The following is a 22,941-nucleotide window of genomic DNA, read 5'->3' as shown; positions in this document are numbered from 1 at the left end:
TATTAACTTTTGTCTTAACACATAGAAACATAGATTTTTATTGTGTGAGAGGGTTTCACTTAGCATGAAAACACATAGATATGTGTTAAGAACGAGTTTCTTTTTTGTGTCTTTTTTTAAGATAAAAATCTATGTTTCTATGCGTTTAAAAAACTATAATTCGCTCAATGCAATATCAAGTAATTGCACCATTTCATCAGCATTTTGTTTATTAAATGGCATTGGCGGTTTTATTTTTAGAACATTGTGCAGAGGTCCATCTGTGCTTAACAAATATCCTTTGGCTTTCAGCTTTTCGACTACAATATCTATTTCAGGAATGGCAGGTTCCATTGTAGTTCTATCTTTTACCATTTCTGCTCCAATAAATAATCCGTGTCCTCGAACATCACTAATGATAGGATATTTATGCATTAATTTTTTTAATCCATCCATCAAATAATTACCAGTTTCCAATGCATGCTGCTGCATTTCTTCCTGCTGAATTACATCTAAAACAGCCAATCCTGTAGCCATAGAAACAGGATTACCGCCAAAAGTATTAAAGTACTCCAAGCCATTGTTGAAAGCTTCTGCAATCTCTTCGGTTACAATTACAGCTGCCAACGGATGCCCGTTTCCTATTGGTTTTCCTAAGACAACAATATCTGGCACCACATTTTGCAATTCGAATCCCCAGAAATGATCTCCAATTCTTCCAAAACCAACTTGAACTTCATCTGCAATGCAAACTCCTCCTGCCGCACGAACATATTCATATACAGTTTTTAAATAGTTTTCTGGCAACGGAATTTGACCGCCGACTCCTAATAAAGTTTCACAGATAAAAACTGCTGGCGCCTTATTTTCTTTCTTTAAATTTTCGATAATTCGCTGTACATCTGCAGCATATTTTTCTCCTGCTTCTGCATCGCCATATTTATAAGGACCTCGATACAAATCTGGATTAATTGCTTTATGAATCCAAGGCATTTGACCAGAACCGCCTTTGCTGTCAAATTTATACGGACTCATTTCCATTGCGACCGTCGAAGTTCCGTGATAAGCGTGATCGAGTACGATAATATCTTTTTGTTTGGTAAAATGACGGCTCATACGAATAGCCAAATCATTGGCTTCACTACCAGAATTTACAAAATAACAAACGCTTAGTTTTTCAGGTAAAGTTGCCGTCAACCTTTGCGCATAATCCGTTATGGCGTCATTCAAATATCTCGTATTTGTATTTAAAGTCGCTATTTGATGTTGCATTTTTCTAACCACAACCGGATGGCAATGTCCAACATGCGATGGATTATTTACACAATCAACAAAAGTTCTTCCTTTGTCATCATATAAATATTGCAAAGCTCCTTTTACAATTTTTAATTTTTCTTTGTAACCAATGCTTAAATTTCTTCCTATTTTCTGTTTTCTAATTTCAAGAAGCTCCGAATAATCGTTATCATTGATTAATCCATCAAAACCACACCCTTTTCTAAACGCATCTTGCGCTTTGATTGGATTTACTTTTATCCATTTATATAACAAATCCCAAGCTGGTTTTTCGGTAACAAAATGGTGTTCGTTGTTACTGTCTAACGATGCATTGTAAGCAGATTGTGTCACACTAATGCAAAGTCTTCCTGCAATTAAATAATACAAAAGATCCAATTCTTGTTCGGTAAGCGCATACGAATTATGATATCCTTTGACAATGGTTGCCGCTACAGCTAACGGATCTTCTTCATCAAGCATCGCATACACACAGGCAATCGCAAGGTTATTGATTAAAGCCGTGTAAACCATATCGCCAAAGTCAATCAGTCCGCTAATGCGATTGTCTTTCACCAAAACATTATAATCATTTGTGTCATTGTGAATATAGGCGTGTCTTAGACGATGCAACTGCGGCAGCACTTCGGTGTCAAACTGCAATAAAAAATAACCCGCAATACGTCTTCTTTCATGATTTAGAATATACTTTAAATTATCGCCTGCTTCACTTGCACGGCTAATATCCCAAGTATAATTGCGATGCATTGCTGGATGCGAAAAATTAGCTAATACAGCATCCATATTACCTAAAAAAGAACCTAGATTATAATGGAGCTCGCTGTTTTTGTTCTTCTCGTCTACCCAAAAAGTACCTTCCAGAAAGTTGAGAATTCTAATATGATAGGTTTGGGAATCTGTTAGTATCTCAGTCAGTCCCTCGCCATTTTTATTAAGGCAAAAATGCTGAAAACAATCTGAAATAGCACTATTGCCAAGATGCCTCAAAATTGAAGCTTGTGCCTTTAAAAATGGAAATGAATGACTCTCATTTGATACTTTGAGAATGTATTTTTCATTTTTGTCATCGGACAAGAGAAAATTCAATTCGTCATATCCATTTAATGCTTTTACGGCTACATTTAATCCGTAATGTTCTTTTACCAAGTACTGAATAACTGTTTCTGAAAAAATCATTGCTATTCTATTAAATTGTTTTTGTTTTTTTTTAGCCACTAATTGCACGAATTTGCGCTAATTTTTCAAGTCTTTAATTCGTGTAAATTAGTGTAATTCGTGGCATTTATTAAAAATTATTAGCGGCAAATTTTATTTCCAAATTACAGCCTGAGCTGGTTCTAATGGATTTTTTCCCACCAATATTTTGCTTCCTGCAGGAATTGGCAGATTAATAGTTTCATTGGTATAATTCACACCCACATAAAAACCATCACGCCATTCTACATAAACTCCTTTTGGCAAATCTTCAATGGCAACTTTTGCACGTTCGTATACAGTTCTTACTAATTGTCTTTCCAGATTTCCGTCTTTACTTTCAGCTCCAATATAAGTAACGGTTCCTTTTCCTAATTTTCTGGTAATCGCCGCCGCTTTGCCTTTGTAAAACTGATCGGCATAAGAAGCCAAAACTTCAGTTCCTTGTTTCGGATTTAAAACATCTGCCCAAACATTCCACTTATAAGTATTGTTTCCAGCATTTATAGTTCCGTTTACATCTTCAACGAGCATATCAAAAAACTCAACATCTGCTCCGATCAAAGGTACAATTGGCGCACTCCATTTGGCTTCAAAGAAATGGCCGTTTTTATCTTTTTGGCCTGTTCGACAGGAAAGAATTAAATTTCCACCATTTTCGACGTATTTCGTCCATTTGTCCACCAGTTTTTGATCAATTAATTGATACGCTGGGGCAACAATAAACGGATATGCAGAAAAATCGCTCTCTTCTGTGATAAAATCCATTGGAGCACCAGTCGATTTTACAGCTGAACTATAGATGTTTCTATGTCTCCAAGTACTCCAAAATTCTGTTTGTTTCTGGTTTTCTAAATCCCACAGATTTTCGTGACTCCATAAAAATCCTGTTTTTCTCTTCGCTATTTCCTGCGGAATTACTGCTTTTGGATTGTACTCTTTACGAAGCAGTTTCATATCTTCAATTGACTGAACAAACTCTTTTCCGCCTGTTGTCAACGTCACGCCATCTGTACCCACAATTCCGTCATGATACATTTCGCTGCTTCCAAGCGGATGTCTGTATCTGTACGTACAAGTAAAAGAACAGCCGCCGCCAAAAGCCTGAGAAATCCACATATGGACTGTTCCCGGAAGCAGTTGCGGATTAATGCTTGCCCAGTTTACCTGTCCCGGCTGCATTTCCATTACTCCTGTAACGCCATTTATGGATCTGTAATAATCATTTGCTTCTGAAATTTTATTAGGATGTCCCATTCTAAAATTTTGTCCGCCTAAATTGTTTCTTCCACTTACAGGATACATCGTATAAGTTGCAAAATCCATTTTATCTGTTCTTCTAGGATCTGCCCCGTAAACTACATTGGTATAATTGGTCGTAATCCATTGTTTTGGATCAATATATTTGCGAAGTATTTCTGCCTGCAAATTCAAATATTCTGCTTGAGAATCTGCTGTAAAACGTTTAAAATCCAAAACAGCATGTGGACTTAGTTTGTCTTCAAAATAAATCTCTGCATTTGGAATCGCAATCTGTTCAAAATTATTGTATCTGATGCTCCAGAAACTCGCTACCCACTCCGCATTTAATTTTTCGATTGTACCATACTTCGCTTTAAGCCATTTCTGAAATCCTTTTTGTGCGGACGGACTAAAATCGTCTGGTGCTCCTGGTTCGTTATCAACTTGCCAGCCAATAACGTTTTTATTATTGCCGTATCTTTTTGCAAGTTCGGTCACAATTTTAGCTACAAACTCTCTGTATTTTTCATTAGAAACAGATTGATTGGCTCTATTTCCGTGTTCTCTTCTGCGTCCGCTTGCATCTACCAGATAAATTTCAGGATATTTTTCTCCCATCCATGCTGGAGGAGTTGGCGTTGGTGTGCACATGATGACTTTCAAGCCTTGTTTTTCGGCAATAGCCAAAGCATCATCCAGCCATTTAAAATCGTATTTTCCTTCTTCGGGTTCCATAAAAGTCCATGCGAACTCAGCGAAGTGCGTAAACTCAAAACCCAGTTTTTTGATGTTTTTTAAATCGCGTTCCCATTGTTCTCTAGGCCATTGCTCTGGATAATAATAAACTCCAATCTGCATTAAATTTGGTTTGGAGAAAAAACGTTGCGGATCCTGTTTTTCTGAAACCGCCCCCTTTTTGTTCTGAGCAAAAACAGGTGTTAAATTACAGCTTGCCATAAGCAATCCTGCTAATATAATTTTGGTTAAAGTTTTGTGGTTAGACATGTTAGTTTTGTTGTTGTTGTTGTTGTTGTTGTTGTTGATTTATTAAATTAAACACATAGAAACATAGTTTTATTTCTAAAAAAGATAAAGTGAAAGAAACTAGTTTCTAACACATAGCTATGTTTGCTTAAGAAAAGTAGAACGTCTTTCACCGCTACAATTATGAGTCTAGTAAATTATGTTGCTATGTATTAAAAACCAACGCTTTATATTATTTATCCTCTAAAAGCAGCATTAAATAATGCGAAGCCGACCAGCTGAAGTTGTAAGCTTCCAATCCTTTTCCATTTACGGGCTGATAATTTTCTCTGATAGAAGTTCCTTTGTCCATAACGCCTTCAGCATTATGCATCAGTTTATAGGCCAATTCATTTGCTTCTTTCGTGTATCCATACTTTTCTAATCCGTTGATGCCAAAATAACTTTGGTCAAGCCAAATAGGTCCTCTCCAATATCCGTTATCTGGTTTAAACTTTGGGTGATTAGCAGCCAATGTTGGCAGAGGCACAAAAGTGTTCAAACTCGCTGGATCAACCATATTGTTTTTTGCTGCTTTGGCTTGTTCGGCTGCAGCTACTTCTGCCCAAATCGGACAATATCCTTCGCATCCCATTGCTTTTATCAATGTTTTACCGTCAATTGTGGTGTCATAAAACCAACCTGTTTCTGGATCCCAAAATTGCTTTTGAATTTTGAGTTTTAATGCATCGCTTTCATTCTTCCATTTTTTAGCTTCATCATTTAATTTTAAAACTGATGCCATTTTACTGAGATAGTTTTTCTCTGCAAATAAGAACGAATTTAAATCAACGCTTTCCTGATCTAATGAATACGCTTTTTCGCCATTTTTCAAGATTTTGCTATCATCAAAACGTACAGCATTATCCATTCCGCTTTCCCATTTTGCTGCAATCACAGTTCCGTCTGTCGAACCAAATTCGCATAAACCATCTTGATCGTGATCACGTTCTTTGTACCACCAATTGTGATATAAAGTCAACTTTGGGTAAAACTCTTTTATGAAATTAACATCTTTTGTCTTTTCATAAATCTTCCAAATTGCCCAAGCAGCAAGCGGTGCTTTTGTATTTCTGTAATTGTTTTCTTCTAGAAGATTATTTCTGTAAATGCAATCTGGAATAAAACCATTTGGATCCTGATAATCGAATAAAGCACGCATCTGATTTTTGGCTAATTCGGCATCATAATTGGCTACTGCAACGGCATGTTTCCAGCTGTCCCAAGCCCAAAAACCATGAAACCATTCGTAATTGTAACTCGGAAAAAGACCGCCATGTTTCAATCCTTCTGCTGGAATTCTGGTGTTGTTCTGTAAAGTCAGCACCAATTTTGCAATCAAATCTGAATAACTGTGATCTTTGTAAATGTTTTTCTTTTTGGCAATAAGTTGTGCCAGCTGTTTTTCTTTTTCTTTTTGTGTGTTGTTTAACAGTGTAGTGAATACCGTTTTCTGTATCGTTTCGTTTTCCGTTTTCCAAGAATATTGCGGAAAAATAAAAGTTTGTGAAACTACAATTTCTTTAGTTTCATTTGGTTTTAAAACCAGTTTCTCCGTTTGTGCCTTATATCCTTGTTTGGTAATTTCAATTTCTGGATTTGATTTTAGAAACTGAATATAACCAACCGCTATGCTTTTTGAAGAAACAATTTTTAAAGTGTTTTTCTCATTAGACAATTGCAAATCATCTAGAAAAAGAGACGCATTATAAGACGGAAAAAGCGTAATTGTCTTTGCCGTTTTATTGGTAATGCTTGTTCTTTGCAGAGCCGAATGCCCAGATAAAAACACCAGTTGTTGTTTTACTTCTAATTTTTCATTTTTAAACTGCTGTTCTAGATGACTGTTATAACTGTTTTGTGCTACCAATGAGCTTTTCCAGTCGATAATATCTTGGCCTTTTTCATCTTTTAATTGCAATGAAACAAAAGAAGAACTTAACCAAACGCCGTTTTGTTCGGTCATTAAAAATGGCCCCGAAAAACCTGCTTGAACATTTGAAACATCTAAAAATCCGAAGGCGAACCAAGCGCCTTTATCAGAAAACGCAAGAGATTTTCTGTCTGTAGCATTTGTTGGATTTCCTTTAAAATTGATACTGTTTTTAGCTGATTCTAAAATGGAAAAGCCTTTTTGAGACCAGCTCGACGAGATGATGAAAAAGAATACAAGAATCAAAAAAAATTTCTTTTTGTACATGTTATTTCATTTTTATGAAGTGTTTTTTATTTAAATATAGAACTTGTTATTTTACTGGCAAAATTCATTTTATAAATGAAATTTTATCCCTTGAGATAATGCCACGCCAACACCATAATTGATTGTATTGGTTTGTCTTCTCATGTAAATTTTCCAAGCGTCAGAACCGGATTCTCTTCCGCCTCCAGTTTCTTTTTCACCTCCAAAAGCACCACCGATTTCAGCGCCAGATGTTCCGATATTCACATTTGCAATTCCGCAGTCAGAACCAGCAACTGATAAAAACAATTCGGCTTCTCTTAAGTTATTTGTCATAATTGCCGATGATAATCCTTGAGCCACATCATTTTGGATTGCAATAGCATTTTCAACCGTTCCAGAATATTTCAACAGATACAATACAGGCGCAAAAGTTTCGTGCTGCACAATTTCAAATGAATTGTCAGCCTCTGCAATGGCGGGTTTTACGTAACAACCGCTTTCGTATCCTTCACCAAAAAGCACACCGCCTTCAACCAGAATTTTTCCTCCTTGCGCGACAACCTTTTTCAAAGCTTCATTATACAATTCAACTGCTTGTTTGTCAATAAGAGGTCCGACATGATTTTTCTCGTCCAACGGATTTCCGATGCGCAATTGTTTGTATGCTGAAACAAGAGCTTCTTTTACTTTATCATAAATACTCTCATGAATAATCAAACGACGTGTTGTAGTGCATCTTTGTCCCGCTGTTCCTACGGCGCCAAAAACGGCACCAATAATTGTCATTTCCAAATCTGCATCGGGTGTTACAATGATGGCATTGTTTCCTCCTAATTCTAATAATGATTTACCGAAACGTCCTGCAACTACCTGCGCCACAATTTTACCCATTCTAGTAGAACCTGTAGCCGAAATTAACGGAATACGTTTATCATTGGTCAGCAACTCTCCTATTTTATAATCTCCCGTAATTAAACACGAAATTCCTTCTGGCAAATTGTTTTCTTTTATCACTTCTGCCATAATATTTTGACAGGCAACGGCACAAAGCGGTGTTTTTTCAGACGGTTTCCAAACGCAAACATCTCCGCAAACCCAAGCCAAAGCGGTATTCCAAGCCCAAACGGCAACTGGAAAATTAAATGCAGAAATAATTCCGACAACTCCTAGAGAATGATATTGCTCATACATTCTGTGTCCCGGTCTCTCCGAATGCATCGTTAAGCCGTGCAGCTGACGCGAAAGTCCAACCGCAAAATCACAGATATCAATCATTTCCTGTACTTCTCCGTAACCTTCCTGCAAAGATTTACCCATTTCGTATGAAACCAGTTTTCCTAACGCTTCTTTATTCTTGCGTAATTTCTCGCCAAACTGACGTACCATTTCGCCACGTTTTGGCGCAGGAATTAATCGGAATTGTTTAAAAGCTTCGTTAGCCGATTCCATCACTTTTTCATAATCAGCTGGAGTTGATGTTTTGACTTTTCCAATTAATTTTCCATCAACAGGAGAATAACTTTCTAGAATTTCTCCGTTAGAAAAGTTATTCAATCCCGTTGAAGTTCCTTCATTTATGTCTTTTATGTTTAATTCTTTTAAAGCTTCTTTTATTGTAGTTTCTAATTCTTCTATTGCCATTATAAACTTTTAGTTATGCGTTTTCTATTAACTGAATATTATATTGTTTTTTGAAGTTTTACATCGGTACTTTCAAATATTTTATCTGCCGATGAAGCCACAAAACCTTGGTATAATTCTCCGTTTGACATTGGATAACGCAACGCAAATTCATAATAACATGATGGCACTTTTAATGTTCCTTCTTCAAAATCAACATCGTATAAATCTGCCAATGTGCTTGATTGTTCCAAAAGCTGTTCTGGAGTTCCTTTAATTTTTCCGCCAGAAGCATTTAGTTCCCATCCGCTAGCTTCTAAGAAATTGTTTAATTCTTCTAAAGTTTTAAATCCTTTTAAAGCATTGGTATTGATTGTAAAATGATTGGCTCTAAAACCATAAACATACATCCAAGCCGCGTATTCAGACTCTTCTAGTAATGATTTGTAAACCGCTTGCGAATTTCCTTTCCAAACCGCTCCGCTTAAAACCAAATTCGGATCGTTGAATACATTTTGATCACAGTTGTCTAAAAGCTGTTGCACTTTTTCCTGCAATTCTGCTGAGCATTTTTCTAATTCTAATTCTGAAATGAAAATTCTTGGTGCATTTTTATCTAAAGCATTTTCATAATGTTTAGCATATAATTTTTTGGTTTCAAAATAATATTCCCCTTTTGCTTCGTAGCCAACATTTATGAAAGCTTTTTCTAATACTTCAATATTTACACGTTTATCATTGAAAGTACGAATTGCAATATGGTCATTTAAAATTTCTTCACCTTTTTCTTCCAGTAATTCGTGTATTTTCAATGCAGATGGAGTAATCTCAATATATTGCTCCCAAAGTTTCGTAAGTAGTTGATTCTTATCCATTTTTAAGTTTGTTAAATAGTGTTATAATGACACAAATCTATAGATAATACTGTTATTATAACATTATACCTGTACGATTATTTACAATTCGACACTTTGAACTCTTTTTTTTGTAATTTTGACACTTTGAAAACCTGTTTTACCAAAAGAATTGTCAAAATAATAGAATCCATAAATCAGCATAGCATATGGCAACGATTAAAAAGAATGAAAATATTGACTTTTTAGATAGAGAAATCATACAGAAACTAAGCGAAAACGGAAGAATTGCTTTTTCTGATTTGGCACGCGAATTAAACATTTCCAATTCATTGGTCCACTTAAGAGTTCGCAAATTGCAAGAATCTGGCGTAATAACTGGCTTTTCTGTAAAATTGGATCCAAAACAAGTTGGTTTTGAAACCATTACCTACACCGGAATTGTTACAAAAGAAGCTCATTTCTCCTATTCTATTGCAGAAAAACTAAAGCAAATTCCCGAAGTGGTAGAATGCCATTGGGTTTCTGGCAATTATGCTTTATTCATTAAAATCGTTGCAGCCAATAATGAAGAACTTCGTAAAATATTGTACGAACAAATTCACCAAATTGAAGGCGTTGGAAGCACCGATTCTTTTTTCTCTTTTGGTTCTGCTTTTGAAAAAAATCTTCCTGTTTAGAATATACAGCTTTCTAACCGGTCTACTCAAAATATAAAAAGTGGTACATTTTGATGATACAGTAAAATGATATTTTTGACCAAAAATCATTAAAGCATATCAAATAAAATGAGCACGCAAATAAGACACGACTGGAAAAAAGAAGAAATTCAAGCAATCTACGATCAGCCTTTATTAGAATTGGTTTATAATGCTGCTACTGTACATAGAGAGTTTCATAAACCTTCAGAAATACAGGTTAGCACATTACTTTCTATAAAAACAGGCGGCTGTCCAGAAGACTGTTCTTACTGCGGACAAGCAGCGCGATATCATACCGATATTAAAGTGCAAGCTCTTCTTCCTACAGAAAAAGTATTGGAACATGCGCAAAAAGCAAAAGAGGGCGGTTCTTCTCGTTTCTGTATGGCTGCAGCTTGGCGCGAAGTTCGAGATAACAAAGATTTTGATCGCGTTATCGAAATGGTAAAAGGTGTAAACGATATTGGACTGGAAGTTTGCTGCACGCTCGGAATGCTTACCGAAGAACAAGCTGTACGTCTTCAAGAAGCGGGTCTTTATGCTTACAACCATAATTTGGACACTTCAGAAAGTTATTATGATGAAATAATCAGCACTCGCAAATTTGATCAGCGTTTGGATACGATTAACAACGTGAGAAAAGCAGGAATCACGGTTTGCTCAGGCGGAATCATTGGTCTTGGAGAATCTGATGGCGATAGAATTTCTATGCTTTTAACGTTAGCTACCATGCCCGTTCATCCAGAATCTGTTCCTGTAAATGCTTTGGCGAGAGTAAAAGGAACTCCGCTAGAAAATAACCCAAAAGTGCCTCTTTGGGATATGGTTCGAATGATTGCTACAGCGCGTATTGTTATGCCTGCATCTATTGTTCGTTTAAGTGCAGGACGCATCGAAATGACCGAAGAAGAACAAGCTTGGTGTTTTATGGCAGGTGCCAATTCTATTTTTACGGGAGAGCGCGAAACGCTATTGGTGACGCCAAATCCAGGTCTTTCTGAAGATATGCAGATGTTTCAAAATCTTGGACTTAAGCCTTTGGTTAAAGAAAATAAAAGTGCTTGTTCGGTGGTTTAAAATACTGAGAAATATAAAAACGGCGCAGTTCTGAAAGCTTTCTGAACTGCGCCGTTTCTTTAGATCGTATTTCAAAAAATATTTAAATATATTTGGAATGCATTATTGCGAGCAGAAATTTACTCAATGGAAATATTAAATATACAAACCAAACGACTTAATATACAACACCTAAAATTATCAGATCTATCCGATTTTCATATATACCGTTCAAATCCTGAGGTTACCAAATATCAAGGTTTTGATGTTATGACAATTGAAGAAGCCAAAAACTTTATTGAAGAAAACGCAACGAAGCATTTTGGAAAAGCTGGAGAATGGGTGCAATACGGAATTGAAAATAGTGAAACTAAACAGCTTATTGGCGATTGTGCCATTAAACTTGACCAATACGACACAAGAATTGCCGAAATCGGAATAACGATTTCTCATCTTGAACAAAAGAAAGGTTTTGCAAAAGAGGTTTTACTTGGCATTTTAGCTTTTCTATTTGATAAAAAACAAATTCACCGAGTAGTTGAAATTGTAGATGCAGAAAACATTGCTTCTATCAATCTATTAAAAAGCACTGGTTTTAAACAAGAAGGACACTTTATTGAAAATATTTTCTTTAAAGGAAAATGGGGAAGCGAGTTTCAGTATGCTATGCTGAAACGTGAATGGGATGAGAGAACAACATTTTGATATTCTTTAAAAAAGATATAATATCTAGCAAAACATATGCTTCATGAAGAATTGAAAAAACTTCACGAAGAAAAAATTGCTTTGTTTGAGAGAATGCTGAAAGAGAAAGATGAAATAATGCCTAGGCTTGAGAAATTAGTCGGTAAATAAGCTATACCAGATATTAGTTCAATATAAAAGGCAGACTTTTTTAAATCTCTTTTTATGTTTTTGTTTTAAACTCTTTTTTACAAATACACTACCAAAAGCTGACAGTATTAAGCTTCCATTCCTTATTTCTAGAAATTATTAGAATTGTTTCAATTGCAGAAATTATTCCGATATTAAAAAATAAGTTTCTAAAGCCATGAGTGCTGTTTAATATAATTTCAGTTAAATATAAATAAAAGGTAAAAATCCAAATCTTGCTTAAATATGAGCTTACAACAGCTACTTTTTGATATTTGAAATAATTCAAAAACAAAACAAACGTTTTAAATGCTAAAAGAATTATAAAAGCATCAATAAAACTGAAAAGATCAATCTTAGTATGCAAAAAAATTAGGAAGATCATTATCAGCCAATAAAAATAATTAGAAAGTGCTTCAACAGTATTTTCATTTTTCCCGTAGTTTAAGATTAAACCGATAATTAAAAAAACTTCAATTATTAGATCATAATTATCCAGATATTTATATCTAAATAAAACAACACATGTTGCCACTACCAATAAAAAACGAATAATTAATTTTATCATATTTAAATTCAAATAAGATTAGTAATACTCTGCTAGAGCGAGCATCCTACACTATCTTCCCAAGAACTATAGATATTATCACCTATCAAATTGTTCATTAAACTGTGAAATCATTAACTCTGGTTTTGAAAATGAATATTTAACCAAAATAGTATCTCCCTCATTAACTTTTTGAGAAGAAGTAAAACCATCAATACCAATATATTCTTTATCTCCAACATAATACCTAACTCTGATATGATTTCCCTTTTGGATAGATTTTTTAATAACTACACCTTTAGTAATTTTATAGTTTTTATTAATGAAATCAATGTTTTGCAACTCCTTTTCTCTTAATTTAGTTGCTATACAGTAGATTCCCAAAATTATTAATCCTATAACACTAAATACCTTTAACTTATCTTTCATACTTTAAAAAGTTCTTAAAGTCAAATTTAAACATATCTTACAAAGCTTATAATAATATTTTTTTTATAAGTTTAATATAAAGATTTTATAGACTTAATTCCTTCACTTGCTTTAAATGAAAATCCTTGCGATTTTGTTTCACCCCGATCCGCAAAGTAATCTCCGCCTAAACTCTAATCAATCTCGAAAGATTTAGAAACTAACTTTGCGCCACCTCATCTTCATTTTAAGAAAACGAAAATATCTAAAAGACTTCGACTATAAAACTAAATTTAATATAAATTACAGAGGTTTATTGATTTCCATGTTTTAAAAACCAATCAAAATTTGCGTAGCTTTTCGGTACAAGTATCTTTATAATTTGATGATTATTCATTTCAAATCTTTATCCCTAATTTTACAAAAACAAAAAACTCATGCTAAAACACGCCCTCCCACCATTAATAGACAATTCCACAATTATCCTAATTATGGGCACCATGGCGGGTGAGCAATCTATTGCAAAGCAAGAATACTATGCCAACAGAGGCAATCTTTTCTGGAAGATTTTGTTTGCTATTTTTGAAGAAGAGTTCAGCACTTCTTATGAAGATCGTAAAGCGCTCGTCAAAAAATACAATATTGGACTTTGGAATGTCCTTAAAAGCTGCAAAAGAGAAGGAAGCAGCGACGCCAAAATAACAGAAGAAACTATTAACGATTTTGAGAATCTGCACAAACAGTTTCCTAACATAAAATACGTCTTTTTTGAAAGCAAAGCCGCCGCAAAATACTTTCACAAACATTCTGTACCGCAAGATGGAATTACTTATATAACACTACCCTCCACTAGCGGACTAAATGCAGGATTAACTACAGCTGAAAAAATGGAACAATGGAAAGTCGTATCAAAAATAAGGCTTTCAAAAAATGAAGATTAATAGCAACAATTACCTATTACGCATAATGTAGAAAAGAATTTCTTCTTCTAACTCCCTTGACAGATTCTCAAATTTCATTCTGCGTCGAAAGTTTTTTTCGCTTTTATCCTTATAAAGCTCAGTTTTAGCCGTGCTTGCGCAATAAGCATCGCATATTACTTTAAATTTTTGATCGAGTATATACAATTCTTTCATTGAATCAAAATACGCTGCAAACTTAACATTGTACAATTCATCAGGAATGGCGGCCATAGGTTTTGTATTTAAATTAATACTTTATTTTACCTTATAAGTTCATACATACTCAATTGGTGGCAGCTCTTCTTTTATGTAAGAAAAACTGCTTTTGAAATAATACTTAAAATTAAAGTGAAAAACTTTAATCTTCTTATTTGAAACAATAGAAATGGTTTCAGATTATAATCTGAAACCAGAAATAGTAAAATGAACCTTGAACCGTTAAAATGAAACAATGAAAAGTCAGGTTGTTATCACATGATACACATAAATCTGTACCTCATCATCATTGGCAAAAACCCTACGATAGTGGAATTCAACCAATGAAATACAAAAAGAATATCATAAAGGCGCAGCTTAATCTATATTATAAACATCTCTACATAAGTTCAATAAGTCAAAACAAACTCAGTTTTTTGGAAAATTGATATTTGCCTTTAAAAAAATGTTAATTAACACAGAAAATACAAAAACAGGTAATACTACTCATAGTAATATTCCTATAGATTAAATAAATTTACACTCCTTTTTACAAGCCGCTATTTAATCCAAATATTTTAATTGAATTTAAATCAAGTTATAAAACCATTTTAATGTTTACTAGAGAAATGACTTTTTGTATAAACTATTAGTTAAGCTCTATTGGATATTAAATCGGCTTTATGGCAAGAAAATGTTATTATTTATTTTTCATTTCGTATGTCGTATTAAAAATTAATATTACATAAGAAGCAACAAACACCCCAAAGATGCTCGAAAAAAAATCTATAGTAATTGGATGTGACGATATCACTATATTGACTGTGATATTGAATGCAATATCTATAGTCTCTGATTATGCTTTTTCTACGGTCACAGTTTCGAGAGGAGTTGATTTAAAGAATACGATAAACTCTTTAAATCCTGATTTGGTAATTTTGGGTTTTAAACAAAACAAACTTGTTTTAAATGACACCAATTTCAGTTCTGACAAAAGGGATCTTCCAATTCTATATCTGACTCAAAATTATGAATGCGAATCTTTATGCTGGTCTAAACAAAGTATCGTTTTCACTTATCCGTTTAATCAGATTCAGAATACCGATTTTTTAATTTATAGAATACGCTCTATTTTTCTTTTAAAAAAAACGGAATCACAAAATATGCCTACCGCGTCGTTTGCAGAAGCAGCAATACAGAAGAATGATTCCGATAAATTAAGCCATTATGTAATGGAACTTGACCAAAAGGTTGAAGTTCTCTTAAAGATAAAAGAACGCATTTCGTATCTCTATCCTAATGTGGATGATGCAACGAGAATTGAATTAATGTCTATTGTAAATTCGATCAAAACCGTTGCAAACGACAATAAACTTTGGGATGATTTTAAAATCTATTTTGAACAGTCAAATCCTAATTTTCTTCTGGCTCTTGCCAAAAAACATCCTTCTTTAAGTTCTAGAGATTTAAAATATTGCTGCTATATTAAAATGAATATGAGCAACAATGATATTACCAATCTTCTTGGCATCAATCAAGAAAGCGTTCGCACTCATAAATATCGTCTAAAAAAGAAATTAACTCTTAAAAAAGAAGATGATATCATTTCATACTTAAGAACAGTTTCTTAAAATTTCCTTTCCTTCATTTCGCTTTCCAACAATTGCATGCTTTCTTATGATTGGCATTGCAAAAGAGGTTTTATGCCTCAATTTTCTGATTTCAAACCTCTGTTTCTAAACTTAAATCTCTACTTTTTTGTCGCTTTTTCTCTTAGTAAAATAACAATTTTTAATGTCTTACACTTCAATTTGTAACAAAGTATAGACAAAAAAAACTTTGTCTACATTTTGTCTACAAAAAACACACAATCTCTTATGGTTTTGTCTATGAAAAGTATATTACAAATTTTTCGTACAAATCTAATTCTCAGCTACTTTTACAACTACCAATAGCTAAATTTCTTAGTTACGGCACTTCATTAATCCTAAGAGTTAAATGCGATGATCAACCAGGCACTTCAATTTACGAATAAATTACTGGGACAGTTTTTAAAAAACCGTTTTGGTTTGACCGAAGATAAAACTGTTTTGAACTATCTCATTGAACCAAGCGGGACTTTGCCAAAAGCAAATCAGAACAAAGTGGTTTTGTCTCTTATCAATATTGAAAAAGAAACCAATCAGCCTTTTTATGTCAGAAATCAGAGGTTAGAAAGTGGCAACTATTCCAATTTTAATCCAACAGAAAGATATAATATAGACTTGCTCATTAGCAGCAATTTTGAGGATTACACCGAATCTTTAAAATTTCTGGATGCTATAATTGTCTTCTTTCAGATTAACAATTATATCGATGCATCGTCCTCCTCTTCTATTCCAGATGGTTTGAGCAGATTAGAATTTGAATACGAAAAGATCTCCTATCATCAGATGCACAGTTTATGGACAGCAATGGCAACGAAATATCAGCCTTCGATTATTTATAAAATGAAACTGATAAAAGTTCAGGCTCACGAAATTATGGAAATCATACCGTCTGTAAAAAATACCAGTAATAATATCGTCAAATGATACAGAGCAATTACATACAAATCTTTAGCATTGCAGCTTATCATACTTTTTTTGATAACGGAAAATGCAATTGTCTCCACTTTATTCCCAATCATACGACTGACAAAACATTAAAAAAATTCGGATTCAAAATGAATCTTGTCTCCAACGGATTTGATTTATATTCTAATACAAAATCTTCGCTATCAGACTTATTAAATTATATTTCTACGACAACACAGCAAAATTATTTTGAGTTTGATATCAAATGCAGCAATCCAAACTTTATTCTCTTTACCACATTGCCCATAAACTGGATTGGAGCTATTACGTATTCCAGTCAGGATCCTAAAAATATAAACAATAATGGTAAAATAATTTTAAACCAAACCTTAGAGAACAAACCAATTTCTTCTCATTTTGGCCATTTAAAAATTTATTTCGAAGATATACTAACAGCCCATTCTCCTCTTTTTAAAATAAACTTTACTGCACGAGCAACACAATGGCAATATTATTTTATAAATAAAAATGCTGTACAGCTCAATAATCCTTCGATTACAGAAAAGGAAAACATACATTTTGACGGTCCTCAAAATGTAACAATCCAAACTGGAGAATCGGCATTATTGTTTACTTCCAATAAAACCTATATCACACTTAGCGAAAAGCCAAAATATAAATTTGATTTGGTAAACAGTTCATCATCTGCAAATCAAAACAATATAAAACCCAAAGTAATTATAAAAGGACTTCCGTGTCCAGATGTCTCCCGAGTCGGAATTATCGAGAACAGCGACCAAAACGAGGTCGCATCACCAATGTATATCTATCTATAAAAAACTATTAAAAATGAACATTAAAAACTAAAATCAATGAATTTATCTACCATTCAAACTCCTGGTGTTTACATTCAAGAATTAAATGCTTTTCCCAATTCTGTTGTTGGAGTTGCTACGGCTATACCAGCATTTATAGGGTACACACCACAGGCCGCATACGAAGGAAAATCGTATACGAATGTGCCAGTAAAAATCACATCTTTTGCTGATTTTCAGGCTTTTTTCTGTTTGCCGGATCCACCTGCGCCAGCAAGTCCGTCCAAACAATACAGCCCTGAATACTATCTGGTAGCAGAAAAGAGTCAGCCCCTAAAGGGAGACTACATGCTGATTGCAGGAACGTACTATTCAATTGTTCCAGATCCTAACACGGTGTATTATTTATACAATAGCGTAAGACTATTTTATGAAAATGGAGGTGGAGATGCTTATATTGTTTCTGTTGGTTCTTATGGCCCTCCGTCACAAAAAGCAGGAACTCCAGGCATTCCTGTTGTAAATCCAAATGTACAGCTGAATGATTTGACAAAAGGTCTTTCTTTATTGCTGAATGAACAAGAGCCAACCATGTACATTTGCCCAGAAGCCACTTTGCTAAGCGTAGAAGACAACGGAACTCTAATGCAATCTATGCTGCTTCAGGCTACACAAATGCAGACTGCAATGTGCTTGTTTGACATTATTGGCGGCGACGCTCCAGATCCTATTTTGTATACGGAGGATATTTCCAATTTCAGAATGAATACAGGTTCTGTTGGGTTAAACTATGGAATGGCTTATTATCCTTTTATAGGAACTACGATAATGCAAACTTCTGATATTGATTATACAAATTTGTTTGGCGGAGATTTGAAACAGCTTGAAGCAGTTCTTAATCCACCAAGTGCTCCTAACCCAGCCGCTGCATCGATTATTGCCAATATCCAAAGTCCGTCAAGCACTTTGACTGTGACGCAAAATCACAATGCATTGCTTATTGCCAGCCAGACTTACTCTCTTATGATTAAGCATATTTTGGCCGATGCTAATATTCTTCCTCCAAGTGGAGCTATGGCAGGAGTTATTACTACTGTTGATAACGCTGTTGGTCCGTGGGAAGCTCCTGCAAATACTTCTTTTGTGGGCGTATCATCATTGCCGATTTCTCTTTCTGAAAGCCAGCAAGCCAATTTAAACGTTGATGCTGTTTCTGGTAAATCGATAAATGCGATTAGAACATTTAACGGTTTAGGCATTTTAATCTGGGGGTCTAGAACACTTGACGGGAATAGTCAGGATTGGAGATATATTCCTGTAAGAAGAACCATGATTTTCCTAGAGCAATCTTGCAAACTTGCGGCTCAGGCATATGTATTTCAGCCTAATGATAAAAACACTTGGGAAGCTGTAATTTCAATGATTAGCAGTTTTCTTAGTTCGATTTGGAAACAAGGAGGTTTACAGGGAGCGAGCGCTTCTGAAGCCTTTTCTGTAGCCTGCGGATTAGGTTCGACAATGACTGCAGATGATATACTAAATGGTTTCATGAATGTAACTGTAAAAGTTGCTGTTGTTCATCCTGCCGAATTTATCGTTCTGACATTTCAACAGCAAATGGCAACTTCTAGTTAATCAAATAATACTCTTAATTAAGCAAATTTTTAATTTAAAATAAAATAATATGGCAACAGATGACGGAAGCGTACAAGGCGCAACATGGCCCATGCCAAAGTTTAGATTCGAAGTAGATCTTGGAACAGAATTGACAAAAGTAGCTTTTCAGGAAGTTACAGGAATGGATGTCGAAAATCAAATTATAGAATATCGCAAAAGTAACAGTCCTCTTTTTTCTGTAGAAAAAATGCCTGGCATTACCAAATATGGAAACGTAACCATGAAACGCGGAATTTTTGTAAACGATAATACTTTTTGGGATTGGCATCAGCAAGTCGTAATGAATACGATTAAAAGAAGAACCGTTCTAATAAAATTATTGGACGAAAAAGGCGGTGTCACCATGCAATGGACTTTAAACAATGCCTGGCCAACCAAAATCACCAGCACCGATTTGAAATCTGACGGTAACGAGGTTGCAGTAGACACTATAGAAATTGCACACGAACAGCTGATCATTAAAAATGGCGGCAAGTAATGATTATCCTGTAAGCTTTTATTTTACACTCTCTTTTGCGGGTGTAGATGCGGCTTTCAAAGAGGTATCTGGAATTTCTAAAGAACTAAGCGTAGAAGAAATTGTTTGCGGAGGCGAAAATAGATTTAAATATCGCCTCCCAACCATTTCTAACAGTCAAAACTTAGTGCTTAAAAGAGCTATGGTACCTGCTGGATCTCAGTTGGTCAATTGGTGCGCCAACTGCATCGATCAAGGATTATCAAACCCAATACAGCCCAAAAATGTGATCTTAAAATTGCTCAATGCCTCTGGTGTAGTATGCATGCAATGGACTTTTAACAACGCTTATCCGGTAAAATATTCTGTTTCTGATTTAAACTCTCAGGAAAGCAACATTGCGATAGAATCTATTGAACTGGCTTACACCTATTTTGACATTTCTAAGGATACCAACTTTAATAAACTTTTTACGTAGACCATTATGCCAATCGAAATAAGAGAACTCATTATCAAAACGGAAATCGTAACAACAAATGCGAAGAATTTGGCTCTGACCAAAGAAAGAGAATTTTCCATTTTGAGAAAACAGCTGCTGGAAGAATGTAAAAGATTAATTGCAGAGAAAAATCAGGAGAATAGCTATAAACGTTAAAGCCACATCAAAAGATTAAAAAAACCTGCATGATCAGCGAAATCTGCGAGAGAAAACATTTAACAGGCTTTAAAAAATTTAAACTTAAAATAATAACCCAATGGCAAGTTTAGAATTAATGAAAATTACGGGATACACAGACGAAGAATTTCAAAACAAATTCTCTGGAAGTCCGTATGCCTTTATGATTAATCCTGATAATATCAAAATACAGAAAAGCATCGAATACAACGAGCAGCAAGCACCCGCAACAAGTTCGGCTTCGCAAAAGTACAAAAGCACTCCAAGCGATAAACTGAGCTTTGAAATGGTAATAGACTGTACCGGAATTATAGATGCCAAACGTACCGATATGGCCAAAGAAATAACTGCTTTAGAAACGATTATTTACACCTATAACGGTAAAATACACCGACCTAATTTTGTAAAAGTACAATGGGGGCAGAATATCACATTCAACGGAGTACTCGATTCTATTGACATCTCTTACACTTTATTCAAACCAGACGGAAGTCCGCTTAGAGCTAAGATATCGCTGTCATTTAGCCGTTACATTTCTCCAAAAACAGTAACTAGAACTGATGCTCCAGAATCTCCAGACCTTACCCACATTGTGAGTGTTTCCGAAGGAATGTCATTGCCACAGCTGTGCCAGAAAGTATGGAACGATGATTCGTACTACATACAGGTTGCAGAGTATAATAAACTTAACAAATTCAGAAACCTAAATGGTATCGACAAATTAATTTTTCCACCTATAAACCCTTCAAATTAATGAGTGCCTCAACCGAAATAAAAAGTGGCGGAATCGCAACATTTGTCGTAAAAGTCAACGGTTCTCCAATAGCCGATGAACTAAGTGTGCTTTCTGTACATATAGAAAAAAAAGTAAACCGAATTGCTTCTGCAAAAGTTACCATTCTAGACGGAGAACCTAATACTGGTAAATTTGACGCCAGTTCTTCCGCTACTTTTGTTCCAGGAGCATCAATCAGCATTGAAGCTGGATATGATAATACCAACGCAGTTATTTTTTCTGGTGTAATCATGAGCCAGACCATCCGTATTGATAATCTTGTAGGATCGGCTCTTGAAGTTGAATGCCGTGACAACGCCATAAAAATGATTGTGGGCCGAAAAAGCCTTACTTACTCAAAACAAAAAGACAGTGATATTATGACGTCTCTTATAGGAAACTATTCGGGATTAAGCGCAGATGTTACTGCTACTAGCACAACTTGGCCAGAACAAGTACAATTTTACGTTACCGATTGGGATTATCTTTTATCTCTTGCCGAGGCAAATGGACTAATCGTAACCACATTAAACGGAAAAATTTCTGTATTTCCTCCCGACAAAAACATCTCATCAGTGCTTACCGTAACGTATGGCGATACTTTGCTTGAATTTAATGCCAAATTAAGTGCTGTTACCCAGTTAGGAAATGTGGCTGCCAATAGCTGGGATTTTAAAACCCAAGCCGTTGTAACGGGTAATGCAGCACCAGATGTTAGCGGATCAGGAAATTTAACTACAAAAAAACTTTCTGAAGTTGTCGGACTCTCGACCTATCAATTGCAGACTTCTGCCCCGCTAGAAACTGCTGATTTGACTAATTGGTCGAAAGCACAGATTATTAAAAGTGAATATTCTAAAATAATGGGAGAAGCCAAATTTCAAGGCACAAATTTAGTTGATCCCGGAAAATATATGACCTTCGCCGGTCTTGGAGATCGCTTTAATGGCGATTACTTAGTTGCAGGAGTTGTACACGATTTATCGCAAGGAAACTGGATTACTGAGGTTTCACTGGGGCTTTCTCCTTTTTGGTTTACCGAAGAACCAGATGTTATGGCACCGCCGGCTTCTGGTCTAGTTCCTGGAGCGAAAGGCCTTTTTAACGCAACTGTAAAACAGATGTATGAAGATCCTGATTCTCAATACAGAGTTTTAGTAGATGTTCCGTTATTGGATCCAAAAGGGCAAGGAATCTGGGCAAGGCTTACCAATTTTTATTCGACAAGCGGAGCTGGAGCTTTCTTCATGCCCGAAGTTGGAGACGAAGTCATTCTGGGTTTTATAAATGAAGATCCGCGTTATCCTATAATTCTCGGAAGCGTCTACAGCAGTACAAGCATAAAACCTTATACAGGTTTAGACCCAAATCAGAAAAACTCAATAAAAGCTATTGTTTCCAAATCAGGAATATCGGTGCAGTTTGATGATGAAAACAAAGTATGGACTGTTGCCACACCCAATAAAAACACCATCATCATTAGCGATAAAGACAAGAAAATCACCATTCAGGACGAAAACAATAACAGTATTGTTATGTCTAACAGTGGAATTGATTTATCAAGCCAAAAAAACATCAACATTTCGGCAAATCAAAATGTTACCATCAAAGGAAATCAAGGTGTCAACATACAGTCAAGTGGCGGAGATGTTGCTATAAAAGGCCTTAACATCAAAGAAAACGCAGATATGCAATACAGCGCTCAAGGCGGACAAATGGCTCAAGTCTCAGGCGGAATGCAATTGACATTGAAAGGCGCGATGGTAATGATTAATTAATCAGTTTGTGGTTGATGGTTTATAGTTTATAGTTAATGCCCAATTATGACTAAAAAGCTATGAACAAAAACCAGAA

General features: G+C 35.0%; 20 protein-coding genes and 1 pseudogene. 14 read left to right on the top strand and 7 right to left on the bottom strand.

Annotation, left to right across the window (positions count from 1 at the left end; all coding sequences use genetic code 11):
- Positions 1 to 153: 153 nt before the first annotated feature.
- The 5 genes from BLP44_RS15465 to BLP44_RS15445 all read right to left on the bottom strand — a co-directional run bounded on the left by BLP44_RS15465 (position 154) and on the right by BLP44_RS15445 (position 9,411).
- Positions 154 to 2,451, bottom strand: a complete 2,298-nt coding sequence (locus tag BLP44_RS15465) for an aminotransferase class III-fold pyridoxal phosphate-dependent enzyme (RefSeq protein ID WP_091134454.1) — start codon at positions 2,449 to 2,451, stop codon at positions 154 to 156.
- 132 nt (positions 2,452 to 2,583) lie between these two features.
- On the bottom strand, positions 2,584 to 4,716 hold the full coding sequence (locus BLP44_RS15460; RefSeq protein ID WP_091134286.1) for a beta-galactosidase: 2,133 nt from the start codon (positions 4,714 to 4,716) through the stop codon (positions 2,584 to 2,586).
- 211 nt (positions 4,717 to 4,927) lie between these two features.
- Positions 4,928 to 6,934 (bottom strand): MGH1-like glycoside hydrolase domain-containing protein, encoded by a 2,007-nt coding sequence (locus BLP44_RS15455; RefSeq protein WP_091134284.1) that lies wholly within the window; start codon positions 6,932 to 6,934, stop codon positions 4,928 to 4,930.
- 69 nt (positions 6,935 to 7,003) lie between these two features.
- Complete coding sequence (gene amaB / locus BLP44_RS15450) at positions 7,004 to 8,557, bottom strand: L-piperidine-6-carboxylate dehydrogenase (protein WP_091134282.1); 1,554 nt, start codon at positions 8,555 to 8,557, stop codon at positions 7,004 to 7,006.
- Positions 8,558 to 8,595: 38 nt separating this feature from the next.
- The gene (locus tag BLP44_RS15445; RefSeq protein ID WP_091134280.1) at positions 8,596 to 9,411 is read right to left on the bottom strand and encodes a DUF1338 domain-containing protein; all 816 of its coding nucleotides are present in this window, start codon (positions 9,409 to 9,411) and stop codon (positions 8,596 to 8,598) included.
- 188 nt (positions 9,412 to 9,599) lie between these two features.
- Here BLP44_RS15445 and BLP44_RS15440 point away from each other — a divergent pair, with 188 nt between their 5' ends.
- The 4 genes and pseudogenes from BLP44_RS15440 to BLP44_RS23265 form a co-directional block, all read left to right on the top strand.
- Positions 9,600 to 10,070 carry an Lrp/AsnC family transcriptional regulator gene (locus tag BLP44_RS15440; protein WP_091134278.1) on the top strand — a complete coding sequence of 157 codons (471 nt, stop codon included), beginning with the start codon at positions 9,600 to 9,602 and terminating at the stop codon, positions 10,068 to 10,070.
- Positions 10,071 to 10,178: 108 nt separating this feature from the next.
- Positions 10,179 to 11,168 (top strand): biotin synthase BioB, encoded by a 990-nt coding sequence (gene bioB / locus BLP44_RS15435; RefSeq protein ID WP_091134276.1) that lies wholly within the window; start codon positions 10,179 to 10,181, stop codon positions 11,166 to 11,168.
- Between the two features lie 126 nt (positions 11,169 to 11,294).
- Positions 11,295 to 11,852, top strand: a complete 558-nt coding sequence (locus BLP44_RS15430) for a GNAT family N-acetyltransferase (RefSeq protein ID WP_091134274.1) — start codon at positions 11,295 to 11,297, stop codon at positions 11,850 to 11,852.
- A 45-nt stretch (positions 11,853 to 11,897) separates the two neighbouring features.
- A pseudogene (locus BLP44_RS23265) lies at positions 11,898 to 12,002 on the top strand (XRE family transcriptional regulator); the annotation flags it as partial.
- Positions 12,003 to 12,666: 664 nt separating this feature from the next.
- Here BLP44_RS23265 and BLP44_RS15415 read toward each other — a convergent pair.
- Positions 12,667 to 12,996, bottom strand: coding sequence for a hypothetical protein (locus BLP44_RS15415; RefSeq protein ID WP_091134270.1), 330 nt, complete (start codon positions 12,994 to 12,996; stop codon positions 12,667 to 12,669).
- Between the two features lie 416 nt (positions 12,997 to 13,412).
- Here BLP44_RS15415 and BLP44_RS15410 point away from each other — a divergent pair, with 416 nt between their 5' ends.
- The gene (locus BLP44_RS15410; protein WP_091134268.1) at positions 13,413 to 13,916 is read left to right on the top strand and encodes a DNA-deoxyinosine glycosylase; all 504 of its coding nucleotides are present in this window, start codon (positions 13,413 to 13,415) and stop codon (positions 13,914 to 13,916) included.
- 9 nt (positions 13,917 to 13,925) lie between these two features.
- Here BLP44_RS15410 and BLP44_RS15405 read toward each other — a convergent pair whose 3' ends face one another.
- Complete coding sequence (locus BLP44_RS15405) at positions 13,926 to 14,168, bottom strand: hypothetical protein (RefSeq protein WP_008469153.1); 243 nt, start codon at positions 14,166 to 14,168, stop codon at positions 13,926 to 13,928.
- A gap of 734 nt (positions 14,169 to 14,902) precedes the next feature.
- Here BLP44_RS15405 and BLP44_RS15400 point away from each other — a divergent pair.
- From BLP44_RS15400 to vgrG, 9 genes are all read left to right on the top strand, one after another.
- On the top strand, positions 14,903 to 15,763 hold the full coding sequence (locus BLP44_RS15400) for a helix-turn-helix transcriptional regulator (RefSeq protein WP_091134266.1): 861 nt from the start codon (positions 14,903 to 14,905) through the stop codon (positions 15,761 to 15,763).
- A gap of 372 nt (positions 15,764 to 16,135) precedes the next feature.
- On the top strand, positions 16,136 to 16,705 hold the full coding sequence (locus BLP44_RS15395; RefSeq protein ID WP_091134264.1) for a Pvc16 family protein: 570 nt from the start codon (positions 16,136 to 16,138) through the stop codon (positions 16,703 to 16,705).
- Positions 16,702 to 17,523 carry a hypothetical protein gene (locus BLP44_RS15390; RefSeq protein WP_091134262.1) on the top strand — a complete coding sequence of 274 codons (822 nt, stop codon included), beginning with the start codon at positions 16,702 to 16,704 and terminating at the stop codon, positions 17,521 to 17,523. The genes BLP44_RS15395 and BLP44_RS15390 overlap by 4 nt, the downstream gene beginning before the upstream one ends.
- A 36-nt stretch (positions 17,524 to 17,559) precedes the next feature.
- Positions 17,560 to 19,137, top strand: a complete 1,578-nt coding sequence (locus BLP44_RS15385) for a phage tail sheath family protein (protein ID WP_091134261.1) — start codon at positions 17,560 to 17,562, stop codon at positions 19,135 to 19,137.
- 49 nt (positions 19,138 to 19,186) lie between these two features.
- Entirely contained in the window at positions 19,187 to 19,657 is a 471-nt protein-coding gene (locus BLP44_RS15380; protein ID WP_008469163.1) for a phage tail protein, read from the top strand.
- Positions 19,644 to 20,114 (top strand): phage tail protein, encoded by a 471-nt coding sequence (locus tag BLP44_RS15375; RefSeq protein ID WP_091134259.1) that lies wholly within the window; start codon positions 19,644 to 19,646, stop codon positions 20,112 to 20,114. The genes BLP44_RS15380 and BLP44_RS15375 overlap by 14 nt, the downstream gene beginning before the upstream one ends.
- 6 nt (positions 20,115 to 20,120) lie before the next feature.
- On the top strand, positions 20,121 to 20,291 hold the full coding sequence (locus tag BLP44_RS22990; RefSeq protein WP_164085593.1) for a DUF5908 family protein: 171 nt from the start codon (positions 20,121 to 20,123) through the stop codon (positions 20,289 to 20,291).
- A gap of 100 nt (positions 20,292 to 20,391) precedes the next feature.
- Complete coding sequence (locus BLP44_RS15370; protein WP_008469165.1) at positions 20,392 to 21,066, top strand: CIS tube protein; 675 nt, start codon at positions 20,392 to 20,394, stop codon at positions 21,064 to 21,066.
- Positions 21,066 to 22,865: a type VI secretion system tip protein VgrG gene (gene vgrG, locus BLP44_RS15365; protein ID WP_091134257.1), complete on the top strand. Its 1,800-nt coding sequence runs from the start codon at positions 21,066 to 21,068 to the stop codon at positions 22,863 to 22,865. Before BLP44_RS15370 ends, vgrG begins: the two co-directional genes overlap by 1 nt.
- Positions 22,866 to 22,941 lie beyond the last annotated feature (76 nt).

It is taken from the genome of Flavobacterium anhuiense (assembly GCF_900101855.1).
GTDB classification, from domain to species: Bacteria; Bacteroidota; Bacteroidia; order Flavobacteriales; family Flavobacteriaceae; genus Flavobacterium; species Flavobacterium anhuiense.
This window is presented reverse-complemented; position numbering and strand designations above follow the sequence as displayed.